This window comes from Bacillus sp. FCW2 (assembly GCF_021228595.1).
Taxonomy (GTDB): domain Bacteria; phylum Bacillota; class Bacilli; order Bacillales; family Bacillaceae; genus Bacillus; species Bacillus velezensis.
Map to the genome: position 1 here is coordinate 4,036,660 of NZ_CP089436.1, position 24,808 is coordinate 4,061,467.

The 24,808-nt window shown below is 35.4% G+C and carries 27 protein-coding genes and 7 pseudogenes; 24 read left to right on the forward strand and 10 right to left on the reverse strand.

Translation table 11 applies throughout. The features are described from left to right. From K3G25_RS20115 to K3G25_RS20130, 3 genes are all read left to right on the forward strand, one after another. Window positions 1-472, forward strand: a 472-nt coding sequence (locus tag K3G25_RS20115; RefSeq protein WP_232489490.1) for an HNH/ENDO VII family nuclease, incomplete at its 5' end; no start/stop codon positions are given. A gap of 2 nt (window positions 473-474) precedes the next feature. After that, entirely contained in the window at window positions 475-933 is a 459-nt protein-coding gene (locus K3G25_RS20120) for an SMI1/KNR4 family protein (protein ID WP_094295962.1), read from the forward strand. A gap of 380 nt (window positions 934-1,313) precedes the next feature. Further along, window positions 1,314-1,673 (forward strand): hypothetical protein, encoded by a 360-nt coding sequence (locus K3G25_RS20130; protein ID WP_021493945.1) that lies wholly within the window; start codon window positions 1,314-1,316, stop codon window positions 1,671-1,673. Window positions 1,674-1,731: 58 nt separating this feature from the next. On the opposite strand, the pseudogene K3G25_RS20135 reads toward K3G25_RS20130, so the two are convergent. Beyond that, window positions 1,732-2,734, reverse strand: a pseudogene (locus K3G25_RS20135) (hypothetical protein). Window positions 2,735-3,114: 380 nt separating this feature from the next. Between K3G25_RS20135 and K3G25_RS20925 the strand changes: the two are divergent. After that, window positions 3,115-3,208 (forward strand): annotated as a pseudogene (locus K3G25_RS20925) (DNA polymerase); the annotation flags it as partial. Window positions 3,209-3,250: 42 nt separating this feature from the next. Here K3G25_RS20925 and K3G25_RS20140 read toward each other — a convergent pair. After that, entirely contained in the window at window positions 3,251-3,373 is a 123-nt protein-coding gene (locus K3G25_RS20140) for a PhrK family phosphatase-inhibitory pheromone (RefSeq protein ID WP_109567019.1), read from the reverse strand. Continuing rightward, complete coding sequence (locus tag K3G25_RS20145; RefSeq protein ID WP_109567018.1) at window positions 3,370-4,485, reverse strand: Rap family tetratricopeptide repeat protein; 1,116 nt, start codon at window positions 4,483-4,485, stop codon at window positions 3,370-3,372. Before K3G25_RS20145 ends, K3G25_RS20140 begins: the two co-directional genes overlap by 4 nt. Window positions 4,486-4,860: 375 nt before the next feature. On the opposite strand from K3G25_RS20145, the gene K3G25_RS20150 reads away from it, so the two are divergent. Beyond that, complete coding sequence (locus tag K3G25_RS20150; protein ID WP_109567017.1) at window positions 4,861-5,313, forward strand: YoqH family protein; 453 nt, start codon at window positions 4,861-4,863, stop codon at window positions 5,311-5,313. Between the two features lie 271 nt (window positions 5,314-5,584). Here K3G25_RS20150 and K3G25_RS20155 read toward each other — a convergent pair whose 3' ends face one another. Together K3G25_RS20155 and K3G25_RS20160 are read right to left on the reverse strand one after the other, a co-directional pair. Then, window positions 5,585-5,959 carry a YoqO family protein gene (locus tag K3G25_RS20155; protein WP_021493939.1) on the reverse strand — a complete coding sequence of 125 codons (375 nt, stop codon included), beginning with the start codon at window positions 5,957-5,959 and terminating at the stop codon, window positions 5,585-5,587. An 88-nt stretch (window positions 5,960-6,047) separates the two neighbouring features. Beyond that, window positions 6,048-6,251, reverse strand: coding sequence for a hypothetical protein (locus tag K3G25_RS20160; RefSeq protein ID WP_076983201.1), 204 nt, complete (start codon window positions 6,249-6,251; stop codon window positions 6,048-6,050). Between the two features lie 577 nt (window positions 6,252-6,828). Between K3G25_RS20160 and K3G25_RS20165 the strand changes: the two genes are divergently transcribed. From K3G25_RS20165 to sprB, 3 genes and pseudogenes are all read left to right on the forward strand, one after another. Then, the gene (locus tag K3G25_RS20165) at window positions 6,829-7,104 is read left to right on the forward strand and encodes a DUF3221 domain-containing protein (RefSeq protein WP_223255066.1); all 276 of its coding nucleotides are present in this window, start codon (window positions 6,829-6,831) and stop codon (window positions 7,102-7,104) included. 185 nt (window positions 7,105-7,289) lie between these two features. Then, window positions 7,290-7,463 (forward strand): annotated as a pseudogene (locus tag K3G25_RS20815) (hypothetical protein); the annotation flags it as partial. A gap of 2 nt (window positions 7,464-7,465) precedes the next feature. Beyond that, on the forward strand, window positions 7,466-7,642 hold the full coding sequence (sprB, locus tag K3G25_RS20170) for a recombination directionality factor SprB (protein WP_007612049.1): 177 nt from the start codon (window positions 7,466-7,468) through the stop codon (window positions 7,640-7,642). An 83-nt stretch (window positions 7,643-7,725) separates the two neighbouring features. On the opposite strand, the pseudogene K3G25_RS20175 reads toward sprB, so the two are convergent. Next, window positions 7,726-9,356, reverse strand: a pseudogene (locus K3G25_RS20175) (recombinase family protein); the annotation flags it as partial. Window positions 9,357-10,085: 729 nt separating this feature from the next. Between K3G25_RS20175 and K3G25_RS20180 the strand changes: the two are divergent. Then, window positions 10,086-10,718: a hypothetical protein gene (locus tag K3G25_RS20180; RefSeq protein WP_050569603.1), complete on the forward strand. Its 633-nt coding sequence runs from the start codon at window positions 10,086-10,088 to the stop codon at window positions 10,716-10,718. Window positions 10,719-10,741: 23 nt separating this feature from the next. Next, window positions 10,742-11,062 (forward strand): hypothetical protein, encoded by a 321-nt coding sequence (locus K3G25_RS20185; protein WP_021493967.1) that lies wholly within the window; start codon window positions 10,742-10,744, stop codon window positions 11,060-11,062. A gap of 134 nt (window positions 11,063-11,196) precedes the next feature. Here the strand turns inward: K3G25_RS20185 and K3G25_RS20190 are convergent, their stop codons facing one another. Beyond that, window positions 11,197-12,162 carry a thermonuclease family protein gene (locus K3G25_RS20190; protein WP_110124210.1) on the reverse strand — a complete coding sequence of 322 codons (966 nt, stop codon included), beginning with the start codon at window positions 12,160-12,162 and terminating at the stop codon, window positions 11,197-11,199. Window positions 12,163-12,422: 260 nt separating this feature from the next. Between K3G25_RS20190 and K3G25_RS20195 the strand changes: the two genes are divergently transcribed. From K3G25_RS20195 to K3G25_RS20215, 5 genes are all read left to right on the forward strand, one after another. After that, window positions 12,423-12,857, forward strand: a complete 435-nt coding sequence (locus tag K3G25_RS20195; protein WP_110124793.1) for an SMI1/KNR4 family protein — start codon at window positions 12,423-12,425, stop codon at window positions 12,855-12,857. 36 nt (window positions 12,858-12,893) lie between these two features. Continuing rightward, entirely contained in the window at window positions 12,894-14,657 is a 1,764-nt protein-coding gene (locus K3G25_RS20200) for a T7SS effector LXG polymorphic toxin (RefSeq protein ID WP_110124209.1), read from the forward strand. A 15-nt stretch (window positions 14,658-14,672) separates the two neighbouring features. Then, a complete protein-coding gene (locus K3G25_RS20205) occupies window positions 14,673-15,134 on the forward strand; it encodes an SMI1/KNR4 family protein (RefSeq protein ID WP_021493964.1) in 462 nt (153 codons plus the stop codon). A gap of 91 nt (window positions 15,135-15,225) precedes the next feature. Further along, the gene (locus tag K3G25_RS20210; RefSeq protein WP_109567022.1) at window positions 15,226-15,684 is read left to right on the forward strand and encodes a YrhA family protein; all 459 of its coding nucleotides are present in this window, start codon (window positions 15,226-15,228) and stop codon (window positions 15,682-15,684) included. A gap of 55 nt (window positions 15,685-15,739) precedes the next feature. After that, entirely contained in the window at window positions 15,740-16,336 is a 597-nt protein-coding gene (locus K3G25_RS20215; protein WP_103526828.1) for an SMI1/KNR4 family protein, read from the forward strand. 82 nt (window positions 16,337-16,418) lie between these two features. On the opposite strand, the gene K3G25_RS20220 is transcribed toward K3G25_RS20215, so the two are convergent. Further along, a complete protein-coding gene (locus K3G25_RS20220) occupies window positions 16,419-16,664 on the reverse strand; it encodes a hypothetical protein (protein ID WP_021493961.1) in 246 nt (81 codons plus the stop codon). Window positions 16,665-16,755: 91 nt separating this feature from the next. Then, a complete protein-coding gene (locus K3G25_RS20225) occupies window positions 16,756-17,595 on the reverse strand; it encodes an SMI1/KNR4 family protein (protein ID WP_021493960.1) in 840 nt (279 codons plus the stop codon). A 154-nt stretch (window positions 17,596-17,749) separates the two neighbouring features. Between K3G25_RS20225 and K3G25_RS20230 the strand changes: the two genes are divergently transcribed. The 4 genes from K3G25_RS20230 (at window position 17,750) to K3G25_RS20245 (ending at window position 19,823) form a co-directional block, all read left to right on the forward strand. Beyond that, complete coding sequence (locus K3G25_RS20230; RefSeq protein WP_232489491.1) at window positions 17,750-18,187, forward strand: hypothetical protein; 438 nt, start codon at window positions 17,750-17,752, stop codon at window positions 18,185-18,187. A gap of 93 nt (window positions 18,188-18,280) precedes the next feature. Next, the gene (locus K3G25_RS20235) at window positions 18,281-18,484 is read left to right on the forward strand and encodes a helix-turn-helix domain-containing protein (protein ID WP_014470137.1); all 204 of its coding nucleotides are present in this window, start codon (window positions 18,281-18,283) and stop codon (window positions 18,482-18,484) included. A gap of 115 nt (window positions 18,485-18,599) precedes the next feature. Then, window positions 18,600-18,893, forward strand: a complete 294-nt coding sequence (locus K3G25_RS20240; protein ID WP_232489492.1) for a hypothetical protein — start codon at window positions 18,600-18,602, stop codon at window positions 18,891-18,893. 705 nt (window positions 18,894-19,598) lie between these two features. Beyond that, window positions 19,599-19,823, forward strand: a complete 225-nt coding sequence (locus K3G25_RS20245) for a hypothetical protein (protein ID WP_021493955.1) — start codon at window positions 19,599-19,601, stop codon at window positions 19,821-19,823. Between the two features lie 10 nt (window positions 19,824-19,833). Here K3G25_RS20245 and K3G25_RS20250 read toward each other — a convergent pair. Beyond that, window positions 19,834-20,015 (reverse strand): annotated as a pseudogene (locus K3G25_RS20250) (hypothetical protein). A gap of 69 nt (window positions 20,016-20,084) precedes the next feature. Between K3G25_RS20250 and K3G25_RS20255 the strand changes: the two are divergent. From K3G25_RS20255 to K3G25_RS20275, 5 genes and pseudogenes are all read left to right on the forward strand, one after another. Beyond that, a complete protein-coding gene (locus tag K3G25_RS20255; RefSeq protein ID WP_232489493.1) occupies window positions 20,085-20,336 on the forward strand; it encodes a hypothetical protein in 252 nt (83 codons plus the stop codon). 394 nt (window positions 20,337-20,730) lie between these two features. Next, window positions 20,731-21,510: a DUF4236 domain-containing protein gene (locus K3G25_RS20265; RefSeq protein WP_080130238.1), complete on the forward strand. Its 780-nt coding sequence runs from the start codon at window positions 20,731-20,733 to the stop codon at window positions 21,508-21,510. A 49-nt stretch (window positions 21,511-21,559) separates the two neighbouring features. After that, entirely contained in the window at window positions 21,560-22,372 is an 813-nt protein-coding gene (locus tag K3G25_RS20270; protein ID WP_109567020.1) for an AlbA family DNA-binding domain-containing protein, read from the forward strand. Window positions 22,373-22,530: 158 nt separating this feature from the next. After that, window positions 22,531-22,732: pseudogene (locus tag K3G25_RS20820) on the forward strand (DUF1093 domain-containing protein); the annotation flags it as partial. 1,161 nt (window positions 22,733-23,893) lie between these two features. Next, window positions 23,894-24,808, forward strand: a pseudogene (locus tag K3G25_RS20275) (ribonuclease YeeF family protein); the annotation flags it as partial.

Genomic DNA, 24,808 nt, shown 5'->3' on the forward strand with positions numbered 1-24,808 from the left:
ATTAACTAATGCGAAGAAATTAGATGAGAGCAGAAAGCCATTTACAGGTAAGGAATTAACTCTCCCTTGGCTAAATAAAGAGAAGTATGGCGCCTTTGAAGTTAAAGGGAAGGTAAAAGCTTCGGGTAAAACTAAAGATGTAAGTCGAAGAGTGTACACGTTGAAAGATATTGATATAAACAAAGTTGATGCTGAAAGCGGAAAAACAAATTTACAACTTATGAAAAAAGGTGACGCTCCTTTTGCTAATGATGGCACAAAAATCAACTTACATCATTTAATTCAAGAAGAGCCAGGAACGATGGTGGAAATTCCAGCTTCTGTTCATCAAAATAATAAAAAAGTTCTTCATGGATTGAAAAAAGGTGGGGAAAGTTTTAGAAATGACAGGGAGTTGCGGAATCAGTATAAAAGCTTCCAACGAAGATATTGGAAATGGAGAGCGAGCCAATTTGAGAAAGGAGAAATGTAACAATGACTTATCATGAAATTGAAGAATTTATTAAAGAAAACGCTGAAGATGATGATTTTACAGGCGGAATAAGTGAAGAAAAAATCAAAGAGATACAAAATCGTTTAAATGTAAAACTTCCCGAGAGTTATAAGTGGTTTTTAAATAAATATGGCTCCGGTGGAATTTACGGGGTAAATATACTTGGCCATGGGAAAGTTTCTGCAAGGGTTGTTACAGTTACTGAGGAATATAGAACTCATTATAATTTAAGTGACGGTATTGTCGTTATAGAAGATGTAGATGAATTCTCTTATTGCCTCGATACAAACAAAATGGAAAACGATGAATGTCCAGTAATAGTTTGGGCAAATGAAGCCGGTTATGGTGACAAGGTTGCAGATAACTTTCTGCAATTTTTCTTGGAAGAGCTTGAAGAAGCAAAAGAAAATTGGGAAGAGGACGAAGATTGGGACGATTAAGTAGAAGTATTGCAAAGTTAAGCTCTCTTTTTGAGAGCTTTTTTTGTATGAAATAATGAAATAAGATACTGTTGGTTGAAAAGAAACTGTTTTTCCATCTATTATATTTGGTGGAATTTAAGTTGAATATCTCGCTGGAATTACCGATAAATAACATGTGAAATAATACCAAACGGAAGGAGTTTGTTATACAAAGGTGAAGCGAACATATACAAATATGACCCTATACTTGGACAAAACAAAGTTGTGATAGGATGGGACAAATACATTGAAATTCCAATGAACGAACTTGCTTCAAATGAGATTCAAGTTGAAGGGCTTGGGAAAAACATGAAAATCATTTACAGCAACGTTGTAAAATTCGAGAGAGGGTGAATGCTATGGAAGGTCTAAATAACTCTTACAATATCACGAAAGATCCGAAATTTTTAGCGTTTTGCAGTTTAGCGACAGAAGGTGCAGGAATTAGTTCGAATCAGCAATGTTCAATTGGTTTTAATGAATTCAAAGAAGCGCTGGAGAATGGCAAAGTAGTTGATAATAAAAACCTTAAAAGCAGTTCAGAGTTAAATCACCAGTTTGATTACTGGAAGTCCAGAATAACTGGGGGACGAGCTGTAACTGAAACTGATAATCAAGTGTTAGATATAATCAAACAAGCATACAATCTTGGAATGGTTACGAAAGATAATATGCTTTTGAGAAATCAAGCCATTAACGCGTATAAAACATCTATTTAATTTAAAATTAGCCCCTTATTCAGGAAGGGGCTTTTGCTTTGCAACTTATTCTTTATGTTTAATCTAAAACCATAAAGTCCTGCACTTTTGTTTCTTCTTCAGGCAAATCAAATTCATTAAGTTTCTTTTTAGTACGGATATCAAAAATCCCCATATAGCCACCAATGCCTTTTTTGTTTTCCTCTTGTGAAATCACATAAAGTTTTTGATCTTTAAACTTTGCATTCATATACGGAAATTGTAAATCGAATTTTTCAAAAGAAAAATCTTGATCGTACTCAAGTAAGCAGGCGTATCCGGATTTATTAATATATGTAACGTAAAATTTACCGCTTTTTTTGTCGTAATACACAGCGTCCGCTTGTTCGAGATCATCAGGATATTTTATGAATTTTGATTTCCATGATCCTTTTTCGATTACAGTTAGTTCATGTTCTGAGCTAGCCACAACATATTTTTCAGAGTGATCAAATACATCTCCATAGGAAGCTAATCCAATCGTTTTAATCTCTTCTGTTTTTCTATCAATGACGTACAAAGACATTCCTTGAATGACGTAAATATACTTATCATCGCTTTCTCCCATGGTTACGAGGGAGGGCAAAGTCAGGCTGTATTTTTTATTGAACTTTTTATCATTTACTTTCAGTTCATTTCCATTGGTGTCGACATTATAGGCTTTTACAGAAATATCTTCTCCTTGATACCAAAAAGCAAATGGATTGGATAATTTATGTTCTTTAATGGTGTTGTTTTTTAATGTGTAATAATATGGTTCATGTTCAGCTAACAAGACGATATCGTCTGAAGAGGGGGTTTTTTTCTGGATATATGGTATATCCGGTCGTTTATTGAATTTTTCTCCTTGTGATGTGGATATGAGTACGCTTTTTTGATGAGTGGATTTGAATAGATAAAAAGATTTTATCCTCGGTTGGATTAATTTTAGAAGTACTTACAGAGTGTTCACCTTTATTTATAAAGAATGCATTGATCAACAATATAACTATTGCACCAACTAGAACTCCTGAAATCCCATATAAAACATAAGACTTTTTCATATAACGCTCCTTATCTTTTATATAAAATAAAAAGACACTTGCAGAATAAATCTGCAAGTAAAATGATTAGTAGCTAACAGTTTTTGATGAACGATCAATATCTGCAGGTGTGACAAGTGCGCCTTCATTACTGTCTAGGTCGGTTCCTTTTGTGTTTTTGTATGATTGCCACACAAGTTTAGAGCAATAGTATTTATTTGTGCTTTTTTGGTTGCAGCCACTGAATAAGGCTTACCTGCTTTACTACTAGCATATCTCTGAGCCTTTACCTTATCATAGATATCTGCGCCCTTAACATACTGTTTCTTTTTGCTTTTGAATCGCTTACTCCAATTGTTCTGATAATTCCTTACACCCTTTCCGGCCCATGCTTCCATAATTTTGTTATGGACGGGATAAGAAACAAATACGGATCTAAAGCGATCTTACGAGCTGTTTCTTATAGCAGGTTTGACGGGGGAACACAAATCATAAAATAAAAAGCTACTCATATGAGTGGGCTAAGTTAATTAATTTTTAACCTCCGACTGGCCTTTCAGCTACCTGGATGTTAGATGGTGAATCAGTACTCAATTGCGTTAAAGCTACTCCACTTAAAATTACAGTTAAAATAGATACGCAAAGCATAATTTTTTTCATAAGATTCCCTCCACCTGATTCATTTTCTGTTCAGCCCAAATTTTTTCATTGAAAAAGCTTGTTGCTTCTTCAAAAGCACCTATTGATTCAAACCTTTTTGCAGCTATGTAGGACAATTCATCTACACTTTCAAGGTCATTTTGTTGTTTTAAAAACTCAATGTAACGGATGCAATTATTGAAGTTGTTTTTTAATTCACCACAATATAGGTTGTATAGGATGCTAATTTTGGCTTCGTATACCTTATTCTCCATTAATATGAGTCTTTCCTGTGCTTTATTGTAAAAATTAATGGCTTTCATTTTTTCGTCAATTTTAAATAGCTCCTTAATCATCATGAATAAAGAATTTATATAATAATTTGAATTCATCCAAGATTCATTTCCAATAGCTTTTTCGAGAGATTTAATGCACTTATCAGGTTTGTCCCAATCAGAATACACGATACTAAGGTTGTGATATAACTGAGCTTCCAAATATTCATCCTTTGTTTCTTGTGCAATGTCTATTGCTTCTAAATAATATGTTTCTGACTCCTCAAACCGTTTCATATCGGAATAGTTTGCAGCCGCAATCATTGTTGAAGTTGCCAGTTTGCATTTATAGTCAGGGTGTCGCTTATATATTGCAATTGCATTCTTGATATAGTGTTGTGCCACAATGCTTTGTTTAACAAGAGTGTATAAGTAGGAGACCTTGGAGTAGAATTCAGCTGCTTCAATTTCATCCGGAATTTCTGCAAGCTTTTTCTCAGCTAATCCATATAAGTTAATTGCTCGATCATAATTTTTGTTGTATGCCTCGTACATTGCTTCAAATAAATAAAAGTTATATTCTAATTTATCGTTCGTTCTTTTTATGAGATTTTCATTCTCTTCAGTGAAATAAGTGTGCTTTTGTAATGGCTCTCCGCGTGAAGAATGCAGCAACATTTTGTGTCTTTCTTCTAATAAACTGTAATATGCAAGAACTTCTTGATCTTCTTCCATGTCATCGAACAGGCTTTTTATCTCTGAGTAATATTTTATTGACTCATTTACCTTTTGTTTCTTTATAGCAATGTACCAATCATTCAGTGTAGTAGCGACAACTTCTGAAGCGATCTTGCTCATCCAAACCCCTCTTTCTGAAAATTTCCAAAATCCTTGAAAATAATCATAACATGTCATTGAAAAAAATGTAAAAGGATGTAGAGTTTTTGTGGTTTCTAATTTGAAAAAACGGAAAAAATACACTCCTCGTTAGAGAAGGGTACGTGATCAGTTTGCTGTTGCTTTCAGAGAAGCAAGCCACTCATCTAATGTTCCAAAGAAACCTTGTTGAACAGCTAATTCATATGCTGATTTTCCATCTTTACCGGCAGCACCAGTAGCTCCTTTAGCTCCAGTACTGCCTTTTTCACCTTTTAATGAAGCTAATCATTCAAAAGTGATGAATATTTAAGTCGGGAGTAAGGGAAATTAACAAAAAAATGTGAGGGAATGTAGATGAAACGATTTATCTTGGTTATACCTTTATTGGCTGCTGTTATTGCCTCTCCAACTCAAATGAAAGCAAGTCCAATGCCTTGTAGTGCAGTACTCGAACCGGTAAATCAAAAACTGAAAAATGCGAAGGGTGCGGCACTAATCTATAAAGTGCAGTTATACCCGCCAAGTGCTGCAAGAACGAATATGAGTATTCTTGCTGTCCATCTTCCTCAACCATCTTCTTATGGAAGCTACTACGGTTATGAAGGATTTGCCTCCAAAACAGGGGAAATCAGTTGGCGATTTAAACTATATCCGACTCCCGAGGGAGAGAGTCCTAATTGGGCTGGAAGGATTGATTCCATATCAGCTGAAATGACAAATGTTAAAGTGCAAGTACGCCTTTCAAATTCTAAGACGCAAAAGTTGGGGCCAAGTGTATTAACAAACAATATTCAATCTTGCTATTAGAAATGTAGAGCTCTTATCAAAGAGAGCAATGCGGCTGGATCTTTTGAAAAGTGTCAAAAAGGTAATTGATCGAGAAATTCTGGTGAAAAATGAAAAAGATTCCATGAAGGTGGAGTGCAAAAGGCAACGGTATGAATGATGAGGAATTAAGAATCGTTCTGAAATCAATTCATCATTGACAGAACAGAGCCGGTAAAAGTCGATATTGCGTTTGATTTTGTACAAGAAAGACGGCATAAAAAGAAATGGTTAGCTAAAAAAAGGCAAAGAGTCAACGCTCTTTACCATCAGGTGTTTTCCTTAAGCGGTCTGCAATATGCTTAATTAAACTCAGCGCAGCAGTCACTAATCCAATAACTAAAACAATTTCAAGTAAGAGGATAAATCCAAAATTTAAACCGCGACTTTCAAAGTAATCACCAGTAAAAGAGAGCAATTGATAAATACCAAGCATTAGCACAATAAAGGAAGCGCCTATAATCGCCAGAGACTTTTTAGAGAACTCCTTAGTATGGTTAAAATTATAAACCAATAAGAACAAAAATAGACAAGCCATGGCGATCTTATGAGTCAATGAATCACTTGCTGAAAACCCTTGCACAAGTAAGGAGATAATTAATCCGGTCATTCCGATTATTTTGTTCAATATATCACCTGCTTTGTATAAGTATGACTTAGATGTCAGCTTACCAATTAAAGGTGGTATTCTCAACATAATGCAGTTTAAAGTTAACTTAAAATCGTAATTTAAATTTTAAAAAATTGAGGCCAAGGAAAAGAGCAGCATGAAAAGAAAGAATCTTGATATGGCAAGCACTAGCAATTAGTTTTGAAGATTTGCTCTTTTTTTCAAATGTGTATATTAGTGCAAATCCTAAAAAGAATATTGTGACAAACCAAGAAGAATAGGACGGGTACAATGCAATATGTAAGACAATAAGAGTGGATAACGCAAAAGAAGAGTTTAGTTCTGATCGTTTTTCAAATAAACCGCCTCCTTACACATATTCTCCCCATATAAAAACACTTAAACATTATATTAAGTCAGCATATGATTAAATGATAAACATTTTAAGTAAAGAACAAGATAAAGTAATCCGGCATTTCAAGGACAAGCTGAACATGTCTGAAAAACTGTACAAATCCTTAGTACATTTAAACTGCTTATAGATAAGCAAAATGATTAAGCGGAAAGGCTGTATAGACTTATAGGACCTTATATAAACATTAGATCGCTTAAAGAAGGTGATGTGGTTGATCAGCCAATTGAATATTTCATGATGCAATTGTGCGGTTCTATAATGGTGCAGACCTCGCCGTGTTCCATTTGTCCAGGGGGAATTTGTTTAAATTCATAAACATGAGGCGTTTTAGTCTGTCATTTCCTAAAACAGTGTTTTATTCTTGTTACAAATATGCAAGAAGGGCGGTTTGAACTTGTATAGAGTGTTTATAATACTGTTAGTTTTGTTATGTATAACATTAGGGTGTCAAAACCAACATAGCAAACATTTTATGGAGGCTGAGCAAACCATGGTCGGCTATGTCATTTTAAAAGGAGAGAATCAAGCAATTCTCATACCTAATGAAAAAGCTGATGTTAAAGACTATGAAAATCTTAGTGAAAAAGAGATTATTGAAAAGTATAGATCGGATATAGTTTTACTGGGACTTAGTCAACTTAACAATAAAGATGATTTGAGCAAAGGACAAAAAATTCGTATTTGGTATAAAAAATTAAATGAATCTTCACCGCCAAAAACAAACATCTCAAAGTTTGAAAGTATTTAGTACATATTCTTTCATTCCCAGGAATACCGCTTCAAAACTGAAGCGGCATATTGAACAGAAAAAATGTCTTCAAACCTCACCTCATTCGCGGTGGCTTAATCCTGCGCCAAGATTTATTTGACGATTGTTGACTCAGGTGCAGAGAAGGCCCATGTCAAGAATTCATTTTTGAATTTATAGGCACCTTGAATAAAACCAGCATTCCCATATTCATATGCGAAGAGATCGGTACTGAACGCTGGATAAAGAAAAAAGATAACCATACATTTGAACAAGCTTGCGAAGCTTTGATAAAGAAAGAACAGTCAAGAGACGAACCATTACATACATATAATACTCCTGTGAAAGCGGGGGTGTAGTTTTGGAACCTTACCAACGTTATGAGGAATTAAAGAAGAAAACAATAAAGGTTGTCCATAAAGATAATTACAGTATCCGCTATATAGATCAGGATGAAGCGAGTAATGACTTAGATGAATTTTATAAACAATTTGCTCAGCATTTATTGGAGGCTGCTTTGGAAAGGAGTGCAGAGTAGGCTTCTTTTTTTGATTGGTTTGTAGTAAGTATCTTAATAAACGGCTTTATCGGTTTTTTAAGATATTTACTGCATTTTGAGGGACTATCAGTGACGGTGAGGTCGAAAACGAAAAATTAAACCTCAGGATAGGGGTAATTTCAAACTGAGCCGGGATTGGCCCTCTTCTTTTTTGTGTCATAGTAACGATAACATCTTTAAAGACCATTCTTAATAGCGCGTTCTTTTTCTCTGTGCTTGTTTCAATGTGATATTGATCAATTATCTTATTTATGTTGTTTCTGACTGTATTACTGTCTATTTCTGATTTCGCTTCTTGGGTTCCATTGAGCTCATGCTTGGCAATCTGGAGTTCTTTAAATTCTTCATCTAAAACAGCTTTTCTTTTCAAAAAAAGTTCATCAGTGTAAATGCCGCTCTCATATTTTTCAAAGATAAAATTCTCTTTGTTTTTTAACTCTTGTTCTTTTTGTGAGAGATGTTCAGACATTTGCTTCTTTGTTTTCACATTACTATTTACGTCTTCGTATTTAGAAATCATTGAAATGATATGTTTTGTTAAAGTCTTATTATCTAAGTTGCTTAAAGAAGAGAGGTAATCCAGAATGGCATTTTCAACATCGTTATATCTCACATAAGTGCATTTATTCTTTTTGCAAGTGAGTGATTTAACGTGATACACACTTTTCGTGCCGTTTTTGTTTTCTCGCGTTCTCCTAGTTTCGTATTTAGATAATGGTTCACCGCACTTAGAACAAGTGCATACGCCTGCCAATTCACTTAATTCCAATGCATTTTTATTAGGCAGCAGGGGGACTTTGTTTGCAATTTTCTCTTGTGATTGTTGAAATTGTTCTTGATCTATTATAGGGGCATGTGCATCCGATACTACAATTTGTTCCTTTTCAGGTCTAATTGTTCGTTTACCGTCTTTTGTTTTTTCTCTAACCTTATATTTAACAGTTCCGATATACGCTTCGTTTTGCAGAATTGCTTTAATTGTGTATTGATTCCAGCGCTTTTTTCCTGATGGAGTAGGTATTTGTAATTTTGTTAAGTGAGAAGCAATCGCTGTATAACTATAATCTTTTCCATTCAACCCATTTAAAAAGATGTTAAAGATGAATTGAACGACTTTTGCTTTTTCTTCGACTGGGACTAGTTTGGATGTTTTTTTGTTTAACCGGTATCCATAAGGCGCTAGTCCGGAAATCCATTTACCTTGTGCCGCATATGTGTATTTAGCGCCTGTCATACGCTCTCTGGTCATTTCAAATTCTTCTCTGGCCATAAACAATTCAAAACGAATCTGACGCATGTCTGCAGGATTTCGAGGGTCATAAACTTTATATGGTGTAATGATAATCAATCGCTTGCTTTGAAGAAGGTTAACAATTTGTCCCGCATCACTGTAGCTCCCGCGGCTGAGTCTTGTTATTTCTTTAACAGCAATTGCCTGGTACTTGCCTTCCTCGAGGTCTTTAAGACATTCTTTAAAAACAGGGCGGCCCTCAATGCTTTCTCCTGACCCGATTTCCATTTTTAATTCATAGGGGATTTCAATCGACTTCAGTATTTTATTCATGAGTTCATTTTGTTCTGTTAGCGTATCTTCGCCTGTTCTTTTTTCCCGCTCCATATCCTGACGAGAGCGTCTGAGATAACCCAAAATATTTGTAATGTTGTAAGAATGAACGATGTTTTTTAACTCCAAAAAAACAGCACCTCCTCTTTATTGTATTTACTGTAAAAACAGAAGTATTCATACAATATTCTGTCTGACATTGAATACGAAAATAACGTAATATATTGTAAGGATTGTATTGTTTGAATATTTATTCTAATCGTATTCATTTTTTAATTAAACGCCGTCTGTAATTAACAGGGTTTTTATTTTGTTCATGTAATCCTCATATGGCAGCGCTTATGAGCAACTATAACTTGAACACTAAATAAAATAATGGTTTTATCCATAAACAAAGAACTTAAAACGGTGGGGGAAATATCAAAGGAACTTAATATCCCAGACTGGGGTATTCTGAATCTATTTAAGGCAAAAAAAGTGGACAAGCTTTCTTACTCTGAATTGTCAAAGAGGAGGAGAGCAAAAGACTTTGATCTGCTATACGATCTGATTTCAACAAAAAAATGAGCCTAAAGAAATTGGCCGGAAATATAATTATTCGCCTCCCTATATCCGTCAAGTTTTTAAGGATCAAAGAATTGAGCACTTGGCGTTTAAAAATCAGAATAAGAATTAAAGAAATTAACGGATACGTTAATTCTAAAAACATCTAAGACTGTTTTTGAGAACAGTCTTTTTTGTGTAGTAAAAATATCTTAAATTGTGAATGAATATTTGATCACCGTAGTGATTTCTGAACAGTTTCAAATGTAGGGCTGCCTTACCTTTTTTAAACGAATATAATAAAAACAGGAAAAAATGTTAGTATTTTATGGTATTGTGGTCAATGTGTTGAACAATAAAATTAGGGATAAAGGAGAGTTCAAATTGAAAAGTCTATTTGCTAAAATTCTTTTGATGTTGCTTGCAGCCGTTATAGCCATCCCTACTGTTGGAGCTTCGGCCTCAGAAGTGCAAAAAGCGAGTGTTTCTAAACAGGACGTGCAATTTACTTATAATCCTACCGAGCTTCAAAAACTAGCTAAAGAATACTCAGTCCCGTCAGTAAAAGAAAAAGGCATTTTAGATGCTGCTGAAGAATTAAAAGGTCTCGAAAATGGTAACTCACAAGATCAAATGAGTACTATGGGAGCTAAAAGCGCCGCAGCTAAAGAAGCGATTAAGGTTATTAGAGGACTAGCGAATAATGCTTGGGCAAAAGACATTTTAGGTACAATGTTTGGAAAGTCCACGGTAAACAAGATTATTAAAAACACAAACAAAATTTGTAAGGTTCTCGAAGATATAACCGGGGCTCCTAAAGAGGTTGCTGCTATGGCAAGAAAACAAATTCCACCAGCTATTAAAGGTGCAGTTGGCGCAGGAGTTGCTGAAACAATTGGCATGGCAGTAGAATATATCATCCTTGCTGCAGATTATCTTGTTCTTTAAATACTAAAATTAAAGGTGATAACATGACTGGAAATCGTTTTGTAGACTGGTGTAACGAAAATAACCTAAATTCTGAAGACGAAACTTTTCTCGTCCAGTTGTCAGGTGCATTTTGTAATTATGAAAATGATAAAGCGAAAGAAATGAATAAACAACTATTCATTAACCGATACGGTGAAGAGCTTGGAATTAGCTCCATTAAAGGAGATAATCGATCAGAATATGAAGAAATTATTCGTACTTATGAAAAGAATAATTACAAACAGAACGAAATTAATATAGATGAACTGCTGCAGGCATTATTTGAGACAGAGATGATGTTATCTTTAAAAGAAAAGTTTTGATAAAATCCTAATTGATGTATCATAGGGGTTTAATCAGCCACTATAGGCCACAGAGTCCCTCACACGCTCTGTGGTTTTTTGTTTAGATGAATGTATTCGAATAAAAAAAGAAGCCTCAGAGGGCTTCAAAATAATTAATTCTTCTCACATGCAAAGTTGTCATTATCCCGATCCATTTTAGATGTATAAGCAGGGTGAGTGCTTGGTACGCCATGCGGATATTTCTTTCTCAGCTCTGTGCAGTTTGCAAAGTGTTCTATTCCTCCGGCAGAAGGGGAGGCTTGTGCAGAGTTAGAAGAGCTGCTTGATGCTGAACTGCTTGAGTTCGATTTATGTGTCTCGGATTGGTGTGTTGCAACTGACTTTTGAGCCGGCTTAGATACACTTACTGATTTCTTCGGTTTCGTTACGCAGCCATTAAATCCTTTATCAGTCGCATATCCATGCTTACTCCAAATCTTCAAGTCTTTATCTTTCGCAGCTTGCTCATCTTTCTTATACGTGTCTAAATACTTCGTGTTTGGCTCATATACATAAGCTACTCGTGCTAATCCTTCTTTAAGCAGTGTTTCTTGTACTGATTTGCCGTCTGCATAAACGTAAGCCAGCATTCTGCCATACTTGTCTGTGCGATCTCCTTTATCAAACTCCAGTTGAAGTTTTCCCTTGTTAACCAGCTGTTTGTTTCTTGCTGAAGCATCCTCACCATATGGTTGTACGCAAGAGTTTGGGCTCTTAGTTTTAGGCGTGTCAACAAGTAAATAACGAACAGTTTTGACTTCGCCTTTATAGTTAACTTTAATTGTATTCCCATCAACTGTTCTGTTAAGTGTTACATCGACCAGCTTTTTCTTTTTGTCAGACGCCTTTTTATCCGACGAATCCTTCTTTGAAGCATTTTCGGCTTTTTCATTGTTGTCATTATTGCTTTTGTCGTTTGATTGAGTGTCTGCCTTTGTCTCTTTTGCATCCTTTTCTTCTTGCTGCGTTGTTTTAGATTTATCTGAATCTGTTTTATCTGTAGAAGCAGAATCAGATCCACACGCAGCCAAAGAAAAGCTTAGAGATAATGCGCCAATACCTAACAGCCATTTCTTCAATGTAATTCCCCCAATTTGTTTGTTCTGTCTCTATATCGGACAAACCTTCCTAATTATAAATATAAAACCAAAGATTGTAAATTAGGTTTCTCATTTTAAGACACTCAAATACAGTTTTGTGGTAGAATTTAGCGGTCTAAACATTAGAGGAGGGTTTTTATATGGCAGAAGGGAAGTTAATTCACATGACTCTTAATGGAATAAAGGATGCTGTTTCTAAATACGGAACTTTTCCTATGTTCCAACATGGGGGACATGTCATGGAAGATGCTGCTTTTCAATTCAGAGATCCGGCCAGTCCTCAAGAAATTAACAGTTTAGAAAAAAAGCTAGGGGTAACTTTGCCTAATGATTATAAAGAGTTCCTATTCAGTCACAATGGAATGGAAATGTTTAATGGTGTTGAACTTCTCAGCACTGAAGGGATAATTGAATTTAATGAAGTTCAAGACTTCCCTAAGGGATATGTCCTAATTGGGTATCATTATGATGGCAGGTATGTTGTTGACACAAACAAATCAAATAAGGGATTAGGATATATGATGTATCTAGATTCAATTGATGACATTGAAGATGCGGTATATTTAGACTCTAACTTTGAGATATGGTTTGACATGTTGGTAGCATCAAATGGAACTAAATACTGGGAAGTGAAGCCGGAAATTCAAGGGTATTATAAATATGTCTCAGAATAGAAAGTTTAGATAAGATCAAGTGGAAAGGAGACGTAAATGAAAGTATTTGAAGCAGCCTCGTTCATTTCAGCCGCAGAAAAGCGGGCAAAAGAATATGATCAGATTAGAGAACAATTTATCAATCTCAGAAAAGCGTTTCAGGGAATGGCTGACTTAGACGACAGTGAGTTTTCAGGCAAAGGCGCAGAAAATATTAAAGCATTCTTTCAAGATCACGCCGGTGTCACAGACAGCTGGCTTGATCTGATCGATATGAAAATTGCTTTTCTTAACAGTATTTCTGGAAAAGTAGCTGTTGCCGGATTGGCCGATTCGTTTGTGGAAGAGTCTTTTTTAGAACACGAGCTGATTCATGCGAAGAATAAATCAAAAGCCATCATGCAGGAGCAACGGAATGAACTGAGGGATATTCTTAATGAGATAAGCGATATCATTCATCTTGATGTTTTCTCGACAGAGGACGTCGATCAAAAGCTGGACTCAGCAGACAAGAAACGAGACAATACCATACACAAGCTCGGAAAGCTCGATTACGATCTAACGAAAGAATACGCAGAAACCGAAGCGAATGAGCATTTCATCCAAGCTGACTTTCAACAGCTTCAAAATGCTACAGGCAAAGGGAAAAATGCAACACCACTCCACTATAACGCTAAGGCGTACAGAGAAAGCGACATACATAAGAAAAAAGGCGATATTGAAAAACGTACTGAAGCTTATTTGACGATTAAGAAGAAGGAAGAAAAAGAGCGAGAGATTGAAAAACTGAAAGAAAGACTAAAGAATTATGATTATGCAGATGCCGATGAATTCTATTCAATGGCCAAAACAATTGGGTATGAAAATCTGACAGCAGAACAACAAAGATATTTCACACAGATTGAAAACACACGTGAGCTAATGGCTGGAGCCAAAGGTACTGTTACAGCTCTTTATGATATGACAGCTGAAACATTAGACTATATGGCACACAATCATCCTGTCGACATGCTTATTAATTCTGCAGTTGCAGTTTATCACTATGATTCCACGCTTAATTCAATTAAAGATGCAATAATAACCTCCTATATTAGAGACGTAAAGAACGGAGACGCAGAATCAACGGCTCATTGGATTACATGTGCAGCAGTCAACATCTTCGCTTTAAAAGGTGCTGGTTCAGTTGCTAAAATAGGAGTGAAAACAGCTGGAAAAGCTGCAGTCAAAAAAGTGTCTAAAAAACTTGATGAAACTCCTGATCCACTAACAGCAATTAAACCGTTTGTCATGCGAGAAGATGTTGTTGTAGCAGGTGGTGTGCCGTATAATGTCATCAATGGTGTGAGCGCAAAAGACAGGCTGCTTCAGCTTGCTAAAAAATTAGATGAAACAAGAAAGCCATTTACTGGTCAGAAAGTAAATGTCCCTTGGTTAAATAAAGAAAAGTATGGTGCTTATGAGGTTAAGGGCAAGGTGAGAGTAAAAGGAAATATCAAAGATGTAAGCCGAAGAGTTTATACAATGAAAGATATCGATATTAATCAAAAAGATCGTAAAGGTCGAACAAATCTTGAATTAATGAAAGACGGTAAGGCACCTCAAGCCAAAGACGGCACAAAAATCAATTTGCACCATTTAATTCAGGAGGAACCTGGAAATATGGTTGAAATTCCAAACAGTTTACACACAAAATATAGTGAGGTCATACATAAACTTAAAACTGATGGAGAGGGTTTTAGAAATAATCCAGAATTGAAAGTTCAATATGAATATTTTAGAGCGAGATATTGGAAATGGAGAGCCACTCAATATACAGAGTAAAAGAGGTTGGGAAAAATGGAACTATACACGCAAGTGGAACAGTTTTTAAATGATAATGCAAAAGAAAGAGATTTCACAGGAGGAATTGGAGAAGACAAAATATCTAAAATAGAACAAGATCTTAAAGTGAAACTTCCGGAGAGCTATAAATGGTTTCTGCGGAACTATGGTTCTGGGGGAGTTTATGGAATTGATATTCTAGGTTATGATTTTGGAGGCCCATCAGTTGTTGAATATACCAACGAGTATCAAGAACACTATAACTTAACCGAAGGTCTTGTTGTAATAGAGGATGTTGATTACTTTGCATATTGTCTAGATACCAACAAGATGAAAAATAAAGAATGTCCTGTATTTACGTGGGATAGAGTAATTGGTTACCAAGAAGTCGTTTCGGATAATTTCATTGAATTTTTCTTTGATAAGCTCCAAAGAATGAAAGAAAACTGGGAAGAAGATGAAGACTGGGACGATTAAGCAAAAGTAATGCAATTGATGATAATTTCTTGCTAAGGGACTTTTCTTCGATTACGAGTTTGGCGTAGTAATAAAAATTAGGAGCAGTTTTATGTGGGTAAATTTATTAGAGAAAACTCGAAAAACTGAAGCGAAGTATGGAGATGAATTAAATTCTCCTGTTACAGACAAAGAATTAAGCAATTTTAATGAAGTAGTATTAGGCAAGTTCCCTATAAATGAAATTCCTTCAGGATATAAAAAATTTCTTCAAACCGTTAACGGATTAGATTTTAATGGCTTGGTAATCTATGGGCTGGATAAAGTATTTTTAGAAGAAGAAAATGATGAAGAAGTTTATGGTTTTATTGAAACAAATGAACAATGGCACGAAAATGACGAACCGAAAAAATACCTGTTTTTTGGTGATTCAGATACAGCTTGGTATTGCTTGGATGTGATTGAGAATGAATATTTGGAGCTTGATAAACCCTCTGGAACGTTGATGAACAAATTTGATGATTTTAACACCATGCTAGCTGATGCATTGAAAGTTAGCTTAGACAACTAAACAAAAGTATTGCAATTGTTCATTGCTAAAGATGTGCAATGCGGAGGGGGTTAATATGAGCTTCACTAAGATCAAACAAAAGTTGAAAGAGTTTTCAATTGATGCAAAAACAGATCCCAGCATTAATACAAATGAACAACTCAAAGAGATTGAAATGAACATAGGCGATCAATTACCTTTAGATTATAAGGACTTTTTGAAGAAATATGGAGGCTGTTATTTAGAAAGTAAAAAAACAACAGATGAAGTTGAGTACGACGTTTGCTACAAACCTATAGAGAAAGATCCTTGGATGGGTAAGGACGATGATACACAATTGTTAGAGAATTTTTATGGTTTAGCAAACGATCATAACAGTCTTCAGAAAGCAATCGATACATATTCTGATCGTTTTCCTAGAAATATTATTCCTATCGCAAGCTCCGCAGGCGGGAATGAAATCTGCATGGATATCGATAATGAAAAGATATTGTTTTGGGATCATGAATTAAGTCACCCCGATAAAGACTTTTTCCTTATTGCCAACTCTTTTGAAGAGTTTATCCTAAGATTAGTAGATGAACCAATTGAAACTGATGATAATGACAGTGATGTGGAAATTGAGATTTTAGACAATGACTTTGGAAAATTGCTCTTTGGTAAGGACAACTAAATCTTATTTTTTTTAAAAGCCCCTTAAATAAAAGTAATGCAAAGGTGTGGATATGAGTATTGATATGTTAATCAAAAAAATTTCAAACGGGGGCATTAGCTAAATCCGAATAATAAGGATCTTCTATTACATCTGAATAGTCTTCATAGTTTTTTTCTTCATAGCCAGCTTCATCATCTGAAATATCAGCAGTGGGGGTATGTACCATGTCTGGACTATGATTTTCTTTGCTGTTTGTTGTGTGTGCTTCTGCAAAGTTAGGAAGAACGAATGAGGTAAATAGAAGCAGTGGCAGAACAAGACTCATAATTCTTGTTAAATTTTTCATATCTCTCCTCTTTCCGTTAGTATTTTCTTCAATTAACATCTAAATATATTTTTAGGAAGAAACAAACAGAAAGGGGGTAAAAAGTAAAAAATTAAAGAAAATCTTTGATTTGTGTCAAAATATTGTCCACATCTTCATTCTTTTGTTCGCTTAAGTTGGCTATAATTTCTTCAATACGGTTTTTAAAAATTGTTGTTTTAATATGGTTATCATACGTTGTAGCTATTGTCATTAGCAAATCTGCTAGCTCAAAAGCTTGTTCTTCGTTTAAGATATATGATGACTCTTTAATCTGATTTATGACCCATTCTAGGTCATTTGTGTCTTTTATGGGGTAGTATGCCACCTTATAAATATCCAAAGGGTTCTTTTCTTTTAATATTGTTGCAACCTCTTTACTTGTTATTGACTCAGAATTACTCAATGAGGCATTTTGAATTTCTGAGCCTTCATTGTTAGCTATTTCAGTGTCCATATCGTAATGATGCGTATACAGTTTTGACAAAAATTCATCAAACGATTTTGCTAATTTGAAATCCTGATCAATCTCCACATCGAAGTAGTGAATTGAAGGGTTTGAGTTTGTTTCTCGATAATCCATTGCTACCCAAGTATGTCCGTCTCCATGGATAAGGAGCACATTTTCAGGTAAATCCCATTCCTTTATTAGGTATGAACTGTCTAGTATCCCTGGGTCTTCACCTAGCCCTAGTAGGTAATCAAACTCAATGTGATCTTCTGCCCATGAATTTTGAACAGTTGTGGGGAATGCATTATAATTTATCATCCCTCCATTTTGTTCAAGTATAAGCATCTTGTACGACTCAGGTAGAATGATATTTAACCTGTTCTCGGTATGTTTGATCATCTCTTCAGTTACACTATCAAGTTTATAAGGATCTTCCTCAGTTGCTTCCCAAAAATTACGCACTGTTTTTCCTCCTTAAAAGCAATACCGCAGTATAGTTCGCATAGCTATATATGTTTTTCGACATTAAAGTAGATATACCTGTAATATTGCGAAAAAATTATAATGGGAAACCACCTCCCGATGTAGTATTATTTGGAATAAGGGGGAGAGGAAAATGAAAAAGTTAATCGTTCTGACCTTAATTTGTATTGGTTTTATATTGAGTTTTAACACACCAAGGGCTGAGGCGAAGCTTACATTAGACTACAAAAATGTGAATTTTCACATGAGTGAGGATTCAGAGAGTTTTTCAATGGCAGATTATTTTGATCGGAATTATGATCGCACTTGGCTCTTCTACAAATTCACAATTAGCAATGCAGAAGGGTGTACTCTAAATATGAAAATCAGTAGGATAACTCTTGCTGGATGGGTATTCCCACGTAGTGAAAAGCAGTTTGTGGGGAACTATGCCGACTATACTGCTACAGATCGAGTAGAGGGAGATGCTAATCGTAATCATGTGTTAGAGATTACAAAGAATCCAGGCTGCGGAGATGTGTGGATTAAAGGTATTTATGGATTTGAACATGAAGATTCATTTGATTGGTAAGCTTGATACATAGTCAAGGTATATCCTTGACCTTTTTTATGGATATAATGATAATTTAAAGTGATCATACATAATGAATGCGAGGTAGTAATATTGATTAAATCAAATTTAAAGCCGATATTAGACGAAAGGAATATCAGTATTCGAAAGCTGTCCAATGATATTGATCATGGTTTTAACACAGTCAGGAAGCTTTATCACGATGAAATGGAGCGGTACCCAAGAGATCTTTTGGATAAAGTCTGTACATATTTAGACATTGAGCTGCATGAGCTGTTGATTTACAAAAAAGATTAAAAAGATATTGATCACTTAAAATGATCATGATATACTAAAGTTACAACAAAAGTAAATACTTACAAATTTTCTAGGTCTACATAAAATCATTTTTTTAACGACTACGAGGGATAAGATGAACAATAAAGCGCTTATTAAAAAAAATATTGTTGAAAGTATATTTTTTGCTTTTGATGAATCTGGGACAAGAATGGGAGACGCATGCGTTTACACCTCTTATCTAACAAAGGATTTATTAAAAGACAAATATAATATTAATGCAAAATTAAAAGCAGGATCAGTTAGAATTCCATCATTACAAGTTCATTACAAGTGGAATTCTCCATTTGAATTCCATATGTGGGCATTTCTATACGGCGAGATAATAGACATCGCAGCCTCTAAGATAACAGAAAGAGAAAAATTTTAAAAAATTAAAAAATCTAAAAAACTTTCAAACTTTAAACAAATTCCGGTTATTTGGCAAGCGTATCCCAGCGATGGAAAAACCTATACTGCTGTAAAGAACGGTGTAGAATTAATAGAGTCTCCAGTTAATGAAACGGCATATAAAGAGTTATACCGATATGCAAGTGAGTTTATTGATCAACGACATAGTTAATGGAGATAAATTATGACCTGGGACTTGCTTTATTGTTTTTTCAAGCACTATAACAATTAACTCAGCTTTTTTGTATAGCGATGTATGCGGTGTTTTTCCATTATTGTTTTCCCTCTAGAATAGCTTTTGCATATGTGTCCACGAAAAGAAAAACATGGATCGAGTAGTGTATTTTATTTAAATCATGAATTTGATAATGTTCACGGTAAGTATTAAGACAGATGTTCCAAAGAAGATATATCCATAGCTCTTTTGCTTCTTTGAAAGTAATTCCAACCCGACTATGATAAAAAGAACTGCAACTAATACCTGAAGAGAAAATAACAGGATTCCACTTTGATTAAACAGGGAATACACGGCTAGTAGTAATGCCATAAATGAAATGAAAATTTTTGAAGCCTTTAACATGAAAACACATCCTTAGGTAATTTGATTAACCTTAACACCTTACGGACTTTTTTTGGAGAGGCGTATGTATCAAGAACAAAGAAGTATTTTTGGAGGGGAGTGTACATGATTAAGGTTTACACAATAGGTCATGAGATACCAGAAAAGATTAAGTCCTACATCACTGAATGGAATTATTGGTCTTGGATTTCTGCATCAAATAGTGAAAAGGGCAATAAAAGTGCAAAGCGGCTTATTGAAAAGATTGAATCGGATCCAGACAAAATTGCGGAATATAAAACTGAAGACGGAATTGAAGTATATGTAAGCTACATGAATCCAGTGAAATAAAAAAGAGCATTTAGATACTCTTCTTCATACCACACCTACGACACTCGTGTAAAAATACACCACTCTTCACTGAACTCTTGAATAAAGTATAATCACAGTTGTCACAGCGTCTTATTTAACATCGGGATACTCCTTATAATCATACACAACTGTTACATCGTAGCCATTAGTCTCAAAATCTTTCTCTTTCATTTATTTCACCTACACAAAGTATTTAACACTACTATAATACCAGACGATGTATATAAGGAGGGCTTTAATTTGATTGGAATAGCATATTTCTTAATACTCTGGCTTGGTGTAGGCTTTCTGACAGGATTTAAGGCCTTATTTGTTGATCAGGTTTATGATGAAGAGTTTAAGCAGGAACTGATTGATTCATTTTCACCAGGTATGGAGCAGAATATGATTGAACTGTTCTTTAAGAATAAAATAAATATCATGGTGTTTTACATATTGATTGGATTGCTGCCACTGGACATAAAAATTGCTGGTCTGTTGAAGAGGGGTTAGCTATGCCGGTTATCGATAACTTTTTTGTTATTCAATTTGAAAATGATGATTACTTCAAGTCATTTAAATTAGATGGAAGTGGTTATATAGTATCTAAGGGGATCATGTCGCTTCTAAGTTTACTACAATGTCAGAAGCTTTAGTGATATCAAACGAGCTACATACAGAGTTTAAAGCCACTTCCGCCATAAGACAAATTGAAGTTATTACTAGGTGAGGAGTGTCCCGGTGTAATGGGCCGCAATCCTGAAAGACCTTTATCAGCAGCGATTTGAGTATGTTGAATGGAAGAGACTTTAACCAGATATAAGGAGATGACAGATGGAAAAAATATTAAAATGATGATAGAGTAAGGCATAGGAAAAATTAACTAACCAAAAGTGAGGGGTATACAATGGGGTTTAAATTTAGAAAAAGTGTTAAAATTGCTCCAGGAGTTAAACTGAACATTAACTCAAAAAGTGTCGGCATCAGTGCCGGTGTTAAAGGGGCACGTATATCAACAAACACTAAAGGTAGAACCACAACCACTGTAGGAATTCCAGGTACGGGTATTTCTTATAGTAATACCGTGAATTCTAAAAGGTCTAAAAATAAAACAATATCTTCAGATCAGGCAAGAGTTCAAGCTACTTCATTCCAAAACCCTATTCAGGAAGTCTATAGTTCCTTGAGTAAAAAATATAAAAAACCATCTAAAGATCTTCAAAAAATATTTAGTCATGCAGCCAATCGAATAAATCAAGATCAAATAGTGACTTTCGTTAGAGGGAATCTAAATGGTTTCATGGGAAATGCCGGCGTTCTTTTTGCAATGCCAGATAGGTTATTGCATTATGGTGATAAATATGCAAAGTACGAGATTGTGGAATTTGATTATAATCTGATTGATCATGTAAAAGTTAAAAGTGGGCTAACGGGTTATAAACTAATCTTTGATTATGCCGGGAAAGAAATTTCAGTTTCAACAATTGATGAAGGAAGCATTGACGAAATTTTCGCATATATCCAAGAAAAGATAGCAGAGCAATCAAATCAAAATATGAATGATGTGTCTTTTTCAAGCTCGAATGTCCCTGAACAAATTAGACAATTTGCTGAGCTTAGGGATCAAGGAATAATAACCGAAGAAGAGTTCGCGAAGAAAAAAGAGCAACTGCTTGATATTAACTAATGAATTTTTAAGTGAACTTAGACTTTAAAGTAAAGTAGGTATATATTCAATGGATGAAATAAAGCAAATAGGCTACCAAGATTTTTTTGATGTAATAAAAAACGAAAAATTTGATGTGGGTTCATTTAAAGAGTTTGTCAATTCCTTATACGGGGAGACAAATTTTCTTGATTATAAGGAGAAGATAATTGAAGAATTTAAATTAGCAAAGCTTCTCCTTGCAATGGCGAATTCAGGTGGAGGAATGATTGTTTTTGGTATTGAAGATAAAGAATATAAGCCAGTTGGGCTACAATTAGATGACAACTTTGATAAAACAGTTTTTGAGAAGAAATTGAGGAATTATGTACCTGATGAGCTTAAGTTTTTTTCTCAACTTTTAAAATACTCCGACGAAGATGTTTACGGTGATTTGAAAGGAAAAGCTTTTTTGGTTGTATACATTCCAAAGCAATTGAGATACATTCCATTCTTAGCAAAGAAAGAAACAACAGGAATCAAAGTAAACAGAATTTATGTAAGAAGAAACACGTCTGTTGAAGAGGCAAACAGCCATGAAATAGAGGAAATGGTCAAAAAACGAGTTCATAGTACGTATCACGATCTTTCATCGTTAACTTTGAATGAGCATATAGAACAATTGAGATGTTTATATGGGAATATTAATAAATATAACAACAAAAGTTATGCTTTTACATCTCTCGCACAAACATTTGCAGCACAGCTTTACACTAATAGAAAAAATCCACATTATCCGGCTGAATCTTTTGATAAGTTTATAGCAACAATGATTGATAAAAAGAAAAGAAGAATTGAAGGTATTTTGGAAGTAGCAGAGCAATTAAATATTTGGAGAAATTAGTACAAAAAATTGAGGGGACAAGAGAGTGCCGTAGTCTTGTCTCCTTAAAATACGAATTTAATTAGAGGGATCTGAATTTTTCTTAGGGGAGAAGACTTATGGATTTACTTAATTTACATTATATCTACAATTATAGGAGCTGCTGGGTTCATAAGTTTAGCAACTACGTTTACAATTTAGAAGGGTATAACGAGAAAGGATAGAAAAAGATGGTCTCTTTCTTTGTTGAAAAGCCTTATCAAGAAGGGGATATTGTACGTGTGCCGAGGAGCCATGACGGATATACTGGAGAACCTGAAGCTATTAAATCCGATAAAACTGCCAGAAAAGATCAAAGACCGATTTAATCTAGAGAAATAACAACGACCTGTATTAAAGGAATGATGAAATTGAACAAAGAGAATATCAATCGGAACTTTATTCCGATCAGGTCAAAGGTCGGAACACTCTTCCGAATCTAGTGCGCTGCTGTCCACTCTATATATTGTATATAGTGTATCTCCTTAGAGCAAACGAACAAATTGCCTTTTGGATCAAAACAGACATTTCCTTTTGCTGGGTGAAGAATCGTTCAGTCTACAAAAATGCAGAGTGAGACCAAGGTGAGCGATACCTAAATTTTCGAAATCGCGTTTTTCGAACTAACTCAATTTGATTTTAGTCAATGAAACGGTTCTTTTGCATACCCTCAGGTGAAGGTATGTTGATTTGTAACACTACTTTAATTATGTCGGCAATGATGGAGTCTTGTTTTGTTACTCCATAACTAATTGTTCAGCGGGTCTTTTCGTGTACCATGGAGTCACACAAACATTTTAAACTACTTAGAAACAACAAATATCAATCAGAAAACTAAATCCCATGAAGTTTGATATGACAAGGGTTTGGGCAATTATTTAGGATTGTTAAAGATTAGTCAGAATACGTGTCTCGTCCTTAACAGGGTAGAGGTCTCTGGTTCGAGCCCAGTCGGAATCATCCATGGCGATTAGAGGCGTTATATCAACGTTTCTAGCCGTTTTTTATTGCGTTGACTTAGTCGATGACTTAGGCGTATTAAGGCACAGGGTAGCGGTGGGCCGTTACCGTGTTTGAACGTTTCTTATTCTATTAAACTGGAATAGGAGGCGTTCTTTTTTTATGGATGATGTTCGGAAGGGGAAACCGATTAAACGAATATGCAGGCGTAAACTTCGTGATTTCGGTGAATTAGACATAAAAGATAAATTACTGAATAAGTCCTTCGCTCTCCAAGGTGTTATACATTACTCGCAGTGTTTTTAAGGCGTATTTATCGTGCTATCTGATAGACCTCGCTTCTTTTCCTCATCCGATATATAAACGTTCCCCTTAAATTGCACCCAATCATCGCGCATATAGTTTTTTTGTAGTGCCGTAATCTCGATCAATAGCCGTAGGAGTCGGACTATGGGTTGAGTAAAAATAACTATAGGAATAGCATTAACTCTCCTATACTATGGTAAAATTTAGAGTGTTGAGCGTCGGAAAAAGGAGAATGATATGAAGGTGTTTGAAGCGAAGTCATTACTTTCTGAAGTGGATAAAAGAACCAAAGAGTACAAGGAACTAAGAACGCAATTTATCACTCTCAGGAAAGCCTATCAGTGAATGGCTGACTTAGACGATAGTGAGTTTTCAGGCAAAGGCGCTGATAACATTAAAGCTTTTTTCAAGGACCACGCCGGCGTCACAGACAGCTGGCTTGACCTGATCGATATGAAAATCGCATTTCTCACAAGCCTTCCCGGCAAGGTCGAAGACGCCGGACTTTCCGGTTCGCATGTGGAGGAATCTTTTCTGGAGCATGAACTCACCCACGCCCTCAGTAAATCAAAGGCAATTATGGAAGGGCAAAAAAAGGACATGGGGTCCATCCTCAGAGAGATCGAAGACATCATCTCGCTTGATCTGTTTTCAACCGAAAGCATAGATCAGAAGCTTTCTTCAGCTGACAAAAAAAGAAGTGAAACCATACATAAGCTCGGGAAGCTTGATCACGATCTAACGAAAGAATACACAGAAACCGAAGCGAACGAACAGTTCATCCAAGCCGACTTTCAGCAGCTTCAAAATGCCACAGGCAAAGGAAAAAACGCCACTCCGCTTCACTATAACGCCAAGGCATACAGGGAAAGTGACATACATCAGAAAAAAGGCGAGATTGCAAGACATTCGGATGATTATTTGACGATTAAAAAGGAAGAAGCGAAGGAGCGGGAAATCAAGGATCTGAAGAAAAAGCTGGCCGCTGGTGTCACCGATCCGGATGAATATTTGGAAATTGCGAAGAAGATCGGCTATGAAAACCTTGAATCTTCCCAGCGGCAGTATGTGACGCAGCTTGAACAAGCAAAACAGATGGAAGAAGCCGGAGAAGTGACTTGGGATATTTTAAAAGGAGCCGGCGTTGGTTTA

Coding starts and splice junctions, on each gene's coding strand:
- K3G25_RS20120 (WP_094295962.1), top strand. CDS start 475: ATGACTTATCATGAAATTGAAGAATTTATTAAAGAAAACGCTGAAGAT.
- K3G25_RS20130 (WP_021493945.1), top strand. CDS start 1,314: ATGGAAGGTCTAAATAACTCTTACAATATCACGAAAGATCCGAAATTT.
- K3G25_RS20140 (WP_109567019.1), bottom strand. CDS start 3,373: ATGAAAAAAATTATGCTTTGCGTATCTATTTTAACTGTAATTTTAAGT.
- K3G25_RS20145 (WP_109567018.1), bottom strand. CDS start 4,485: ATGAGCAAGATCGCTTCAGAAGTTGTCGCTACTACACTGAATGATTGG.
- K3G25_RS20150 (WP_109567017.1), top strand. CDS start 4,861: ATGAAACGATTTATCTTGGTTATACCTTTATTGGCTGCTGTTATTGCC.
- K3G25_RS20165 (WP_223255066.1), top strand. CDS start 6,829: ATGGAGGCTGAGCAAACCATGGTCGGCTATGTCATTTTAAAAGGAGAG.
- K3G25_RS20180 (WP_050569603.1), top strand. CDS start 10,086: ATGTTAGTATTTTATGGTATTGTGGTCAATGTGTTGAACAATAAAATT.
- K3G25_RS20185 (WP_021493967.1), top strand. CDS start 10,742: ATGACTGGAAATCGTTTTGTAGACTGGTGTAACGAAAATAACCTAAAT.
- K3G25_RS20195 (WP_110124793.1), top strand. CDS start 12,423: ATGGAAGATGCTGCTTTTCAATTCAGAGATCCGGCCAGTCCTCAAGAA.
- K3G25_RS20200 (WP_110124209.1), top strand. CDS start 12,894: ATGAAAGTATTTGAAGCAGCCTCGTTCATTTCAGCCGCAGAAAAGCGG.
- K3G25_RS20205 (WP_021493964.1), top strand. CDS start 14,673: ATGGAACTATACACGCAAGTGGAACAGTTTTTAAATGATAATGCAAAA.
- K3G25_RS20210 (WP_109567022.1), top strand. CDS start 15,226: ATGTGGGTAAATTTATTAGAGAAAACTCGAAAAACTGAAGCGAAGTAT.
- K3G25_RS20215 (WP_103526828.1), top strand. CDS start 15,740: ATGAGCTTCACTAAGATCAAACAAAAGTTGAAAGAGTTTTCAATTGAT.
- K3G25_RS20220 (WP_021493961.1), bottom strand. CDS start 16,664: ATGAAAAATTTAACAAGAATTATGAGTCTTGTTCTGCCACTGCTTCTA.
- K3G25_RS20230 (WP_232489491.1), top strand. CDS start 17,750: ATGAAAAAGTTAATCGTTCTGACCTTAATTTGTATTGGTTTTATATTG.
- K3G25_RS20240 (WP_232489492.1), top strand. CDS start 18,600: ATGAACAATAAAGCGCTTATTAAAAAAAATATTGTTGAAAGTATATTT.
- K3G25_RS20245 (WP_021493955.1), top strand. CDS start 19,599: ATGATTAAGGTTTACACAATAGGTCATGAGATACCAGAAAAGATTAAG.
- K3G25_RS20265 (WP_080130238.1), top strand. CDS start 20,731: ATGGGGTTTAAATTTAGAAAAAGTGTTAAAATTGCTCCAGGAGTTAAA.
- K3G25_RS20270 (WP_109567020.1), top strand. CDS start 21,560: ATGGATGAAATAAAGCAAATAGGCTACCAAGATTTTTTTGATGTAATA.